2 protein-coding genes and 1 pseudogene are annotated in these 5,844 nt (G+C 64.2%); all 3 read left to right on the forward strand.

Translation table 11 applies throughout. The annotated features are described in order from the left end of the window. On the forward strand, nt 1-337 hold a 337-nt coding region (locus I5M_RS16140), incomplete at its 5' end, for an HlyD family secretion protein (protein ID WP_031336643.1). Then, nucleotides 334-1,942 (forward strand): annotated as a pseudogene (locus tag I5M_RS29905) (MFS transporter). The gene I5M_RS16140 and the pseudogene I5M_RS29905, both read left to right, overlap by 4 nt. Before the next feature lie 869 nt (nt 1,943-2,811). After that, nucleotides 2,812-5,844, forward strand: a 3,033-nt coding sequence (locus I5M_RS16160; RefSeq protein WP_040771744.1) for a chemotaxis protein CheB, incomplete at its 3' end; no start/stop codon positions are given.

The following is a 5,844-nucleotide window of genomic DNA, read 5'->3' on the forward strand; positions in this document are numbered from 1 at the left end:
CTATCTGATCAGCGTGGTGCCGCTGCCGGACGTCTACGTCGTCGCCAATTTCAAAGAGACGCAGCTGACCAATGTGAAGCCCGGGCAGCCGGTCGAGATCGTGGTCGATACTTTCTCGGGTCAGAAGCTGCACGGCAAGGTCGAGCGCATCTCGCCGGCGTCCGGCTCGCAGTTCGCGCTGCTGCCGCCCGATAACGCCACCGGCAATTTCACCAAGGTGGTGCAGCGTATTCCGGTGCGCATCCAGTTCGACAAAGGCCAGCCTCTGGTCGAGCGCCTGCTGCCGGGGATGTCGGTGACGGCGCGCATCGATACGTCGGCGCCCGGCCGGCCATGACACGAGCGGTGGCGCGCGCCGCGGTCCAACCGCACGTCATCGGCGCCGGGCCGGTTTCCACCGGCGGCGTTTCGCGGCATCCGTATTTTGCCGTCGCCGCCGTGCTGCTCGGCTCGATCGTCGCCAATGTCGACTCGCGGCTGTTTTCGCTCGGCCTGCCGGACGTCCGCGGCGGGCTGTCGCTGAGTTTCGATCAGGGCGCCTGGCTGTCGACGGCCAGCACCGCGTCGCAGATCTTCATCGCGCCGGCCGTGGCCTGGCTGGCGACGGTGTTCGGGCTGCGCCGCGTGCTCGGCGTGCCGGCGCTGATCTACGCGGCGATCTCGCTGCTGATCCCGCTGGTGCGCGACTATCAGTTGCTGTTGTTGTTGCACGTGCTGCACGGCCTGCTGCTCGGCACCTTCGTGCCGGCGACGCTGCTGATCATCTTTCGCAATCTGCCGATGCGGTGGTGGCTGCCGCCATTCGCCATCTATGCGATCCGCGTCGGCTTCACGCTGAACGCCGGCGTCTCGATCGTGCGTTTCTATGTCGAGCATCTCGGCTGGCAGTGGAATTATTGGCAGGACGTGATCGTGGCGCCGCTGCTGGCGCTGATGGTCTGGCTCGGCACGCCGCGCGAGAGCATCAATCGCCAATTGCTGAGCCAGGCCGATTGGGGCGGGATGCTGCTGTTCGGGCGCCGGCGTGTCGATGATCTATGCCGGACTCGATCAGGGCAACCGGCTCGACTGGCTCGGCTCCGGCACCATCGTGTCGCTGCTCGGCTGCGGCACGTTGCTGGTGGTGTTGTTCTTCGTCAACGAGGCGGTGGTGAAGCGGCCTTGGGCGCACGCCGAGGTGCTGTTGTCGCGCAATATCGGCCTCGCGCTGATCGCGATCCTGTTGTACTCGCTCACCAGCTTGTCCAACACCGCGCTGGTGCCGAATTTCCTGCTCAACATCGCGCAGCTCAAGCCGGCGCAATCGAGCGGGATGTTTCTGGTGTATGCGGCGGCGCCGATGGTCGTGCTGCTGCCGCTGTCGGTGTATCTGGTGCGCCGCTTCGATCCCAAAGTGCCGCTGATCATCGGGCTTTCGGCCTTCGCCGCAGCCGGGCTGCTCGGCACGAAGGTGACGGCGGCTTGGCAGGTCACCGACTTCGTGCCGATGGTGCTGCTGCAGGCCGTCGGCCAGTCGTTCACGCTGCTGCCGATCATCGTCATCTCGCTGTCGAATTCCGATCCGACCCGCGCCACCGCGTTCGCCGCTTACATCCAGATGATGCGGCTCGGCTGTGCCGAGATCGGCGTATCGCTGATGACGACGTTCCTCCGCGTGCGCGAACAGACCCATTCCAATCTGCTCGGCCAATACATCACCAGCGGTGACGCCGATGTGGTCGGATTGCTGACCAAGCTGAAATCGCTGTTCGCCAGCTACGGCGAAGGCCTGGCCCAGGCGCGCGGCGTCGGCACGCTGGCAGGGCTGGTGCAACGTCAGGCCAATACGCTGGCCTATATCGACGGCTTCTGGCTGACCTTCTGGTTCGCGCTCGCCGGCCTCGTCTGCGTCGCGCTGATCGGCGCGGCGCCGCCGGGTCCGTTCACGCCGAAGCGGGGGTGACGTCGGGCAGGCCGACCTGCGCCATCAAGCGGCGTCAGCCGGGCCCGCAGCGGGACCCGTGGACGGAAAGCGGTCTGGCTGCCCTGTTCCGGACGACGTCAAGATCTGGCCGAGCCATTGCAGGTCGATGAGGGGCGCGTCGCGAAGTGAAGGCCAAGGTTGGGCCTCCGATGCAGCTTTCAACTGCCGGGCCAGCATCAGCATCTTGTCCTGCTTGGCACCGGGAGGGAGGAGGACGGCCTGGGCCTCCAGGGACGCCGAGCGTCTTCGCCACTCCGATAGTCTTTTCGACCTCTTGGTCATCGTGCCTTTCCAATCGTCGCGGCCGAAGGAGGATTGTCGGGCCTCACGGGCGAAGTTCGGCCGCCGGAGTCGAAATGCGCCGTGAGGTTCAACGGCCTTCAGTCGCCAAAGATTGGAGCAGGCTCGGCAACTGTTCCCTTACAATGAGGATGCGGGCGCAGCCCGAGCACTTGAACACGCAAATATATGGATGCTGCCCGAGCTCGCAGAGCTCGGCGACGAACAACACAGGCTGCCCGCACTCGGTGCAGTCGGGATGCACGCTTCCAGCGGAATTCGCCATTGCCGACTGCTCCCGGACGATCATGCTGAAAGCTGAGCAGACCGCAGGTGCGCGCGCACTAACAATTGTGGGTAGACACGTGATTTGATTTCGCCGCGGCGGCGTGGCTGGTGGCTGGAGCAACCGAGCCGCATCCGCGCAGGGTGACCATGACGGATCGCCCCACAGAGCCGGGGCCGGCTCATTTCAAATGCGCGCGATGACGGCGCAAGACCGCTTTGTGTGATAGTCATCCATCTGGTGAAGCGAGCGTGCCGATCGGTGCGCCTGACCTCGAGGTCGAATGAGTACAGACAAGTCGAACCAACAGAGCAAACCGGCCTTGGCGGCGCCTCGCCGTCGGCCCCCTTCGCTGGTGGTCGGCATCGGTGCGTCCGCGGGTGGGCTCGCGGCCTTCAAGAGCTTCTTCGACAAGATGCCGTCCGATACCGGTATGGCGTTCGTGCTGGTGCAGCACCTCGACCCCGATCACAAAAGCCTGCTGGTCGAACTGTTGCGGCCTCATTCGGCGATGCCGGTGGTCGAAGCATGCGACCGTATGCCGCTCGTGCCCAACCAGATCCATGTGATCCCTCCCAATGCAACGCTCACGCTCGAAGGCGACGTGCTACGCGTATCGACCCCATCGCCCGCGCGCGAGTATCGCCGCCCGATCGATACGTTTTTCGCCTCGCTGGCGGATAACCAGGAGGATTGCGCTGTCGGGATCATTCTGGCCGGCGTCGGCAGCGATGGATCGCTGGGCATCAAGGCGATCAAGGAGCACGGCGGGTTCACGCTCGCGCAGGCGGAGTTCGACGACACTGCGATGTCGGGGATGCCGAGCAGCGCCGCCGCTACGGGGCAGGTCGATCGCGTCGCCTCTGTCGAGAGCCTTCCGGCCAAGCTTCTCGAGCATCAGGCGCATCTGGCGCGGGTCGAACAGCAGAAGGGAGCCGACGGCGCGCGCGAGGATATCCGGCAGAGTCTGACGGCGATTACCGCCGTGCTACGCAAGCGCCCTCAGCATGATTTCGGCGGCTACAAGCAGAACACCTTGATCAGGCGGATTCAGCGCCGGATGCAGGTTCTGCAAATCGAGACGGTCCCGGCCTATGCCGAGCACCTGCGCAGCGAGCCGTCGGAAGGCGACGCGCTGTTTCGCGAACTACTGATCGGAGTGACGCAGTTCTTCCGCGACGAGGAAGCGTTCGAAGCGCTGAAGGCCAATTTCGTGCAGCCGCTATTCGTCGGGCGGAGCGCAGACGATCCGATCCGCGTCTGGGTGGCGGGCTGCGCGACCGGCGAGGAGGTCTATTCGATCGCGATCCTGCTCCAGGAATTCCTGAGCGCGCATCGCTCCGAAGCTGCGGTCACTATCTTCGCCACCGACATCGATCCGCAAGCCGTCACCTTCGCGCGTGCCGCACGCTATCGTCGTACCGATGGCTTGTCGCCGGATCGGCTGCAACGCTGGTTCGTCAAGGAGGGCGAAGACTACGTCCCGGTTCACGTCATCCGCGAAATGTGCGTGTTCTCAGAGCACAATCTGGTCAGGGATCCGCCGTTCTCCCGGATCGATCTCATCTCCTGCCGCAACGTGCTGATCTACATGGAGAACGAGTTTCAGCACCGGGTCATGCAGACGTTTCACTACGCGCTTCGCTCGGACGGCTATCTGTTCATCGGACCGTCCGAAAGCGTCAGCCGCGAATCCGGATTGTTCACGACTGTCGACAAGAAGCACCGCATCCTGCAACGCCGCGACAGCGCCAGAGCGGCGTTGCCGCACTACGTGCCGCAACCCGGCGTCGCTCCGGCCGCCCAGGCTCCCGCGAACCGTGTCGAGGATCAGATCGAGAAGAGTGCGCGCCGCGTCATGGCGAAGCATTCGCCAGCGTATTTCGTGATCGATCGCCACCACAATATCGTGCGGTTTTCCGGCGGCGAGACCGGGCGCTATCTCGAACCGTCCGAAGGCAATGCCAGCCTCGATTTGTTCGCGAATCTGTCGCGGAGCCTCCGCACGCAAGTGCGCCGCGCCGTGGAGAGCGCCTTTGCGTCCGGACGCGCGGTCGAAGAGGAGGCGCTGAGCTTCGATGGCCGACCGCCGGTCGACCTCGTCGTCGAGCCCATCCCGGAGCCGGGCAAGTCGCCAAGCCTGCTGGTCGTGGCGTTTCGGGCGAGCCGGCAGCTGCCCGAACACTGGCAAAAGCTGGAGGAGGCGCCGAGGACGCAGCGCGAGGTGGAGGCGCTGCAGCAGGAATTGCATGCGCTGCAGATCCGCCATCAGGCGACCAGCGACGAACTGGAAAGCCAGATCGAGAACATGAAGTCGGTGACCGAGGAATTCCAGTCGGTCAACGAGGAACTGCAATCCTCCAACGAAGAGCTCGAAACCGCCAAGGAGGAGATGCAGTCGGTCAACGAAGAGCTGCAGACGATCAACAGCGAACTGCACGGCAAGAACGAACAGTTGCTGCAGGCCAACAACGATCTTCAGAACCTGCTCGACAATACCCAGATCGCGACGATCTTTCTCGACGACGATCTGTGCGTGAAGAACTTCACGCCGGCGGCGCGGGAAGTATTCTCGCTGCGCGAGGGCGATCGCGGTCGGCCGGTGACGGATATCGTGTCGCTGCTGTCGTACGACGAGCTCCGCGAGGACGTCCGCAAGGTGCAACGCACGCTCGGGGTGGTCGAGCAGCAGCTCGATCTCAAGGATCAGAGCGCGACCTATGTGATGCGGATGCGCCCCTATCGCACGGTCGCCAATGTCATCTCGGGCGTGGTGATCACGTTCAGCAACATCACCGCTCACCGGCAGCAACACGATCACCTGCAGATCCTGATGAAGGAGCTGCAGCACCGCATCAACAACGTCTTCGCCGTAATTCAGGCGATCGCGCGCCAAACCGTGCGGAACAGCGGCTCTCTGGCCGATTTCGAGCAACAATTCAGCGCGCGCGTGCAGGCGCTGTCGCAATCCAACGCCCTGCTGATCGATCAGGAGTGGAAAGGCGTCTCGCTGGAGACCTTGATCTCAGCTCAACTGGCACCGTTCATCGGCGCCGACACGACGCGGCTCGAACTGGTGGGGCCGCCCGTGACGATGGCGGGTGAAACGATTCAGACCCTCGGCCTGGCCTTCCACGAACTCGCGACTAACGCCGCCAAATATGGTGCGTTGTCGGTCCCGGGCGGCACGATCGCCGTAAGCTGGCGGTTCGACGAGGGTGGCGAGGAACCGGAGTCGTTCTGGCTGGAGTGGCACGAACGGGATGGGCCGCCGGTCAAGCCAAGCGCGCGGAAGGGCTTCGGCGACTTCGTCACG

The sequence above is a fragment of the Rhodopseudomonas sp. B29 genome (genome assembly GCF_000333455.1).
In the GTDB taxonomy this organism is placed as follows: domain Bacteria; phylum Pseudomonadota; class Alphaproteobacteria; order Rhizobiales; family Xanthobacteraceae; genus Rhodopseudomonas.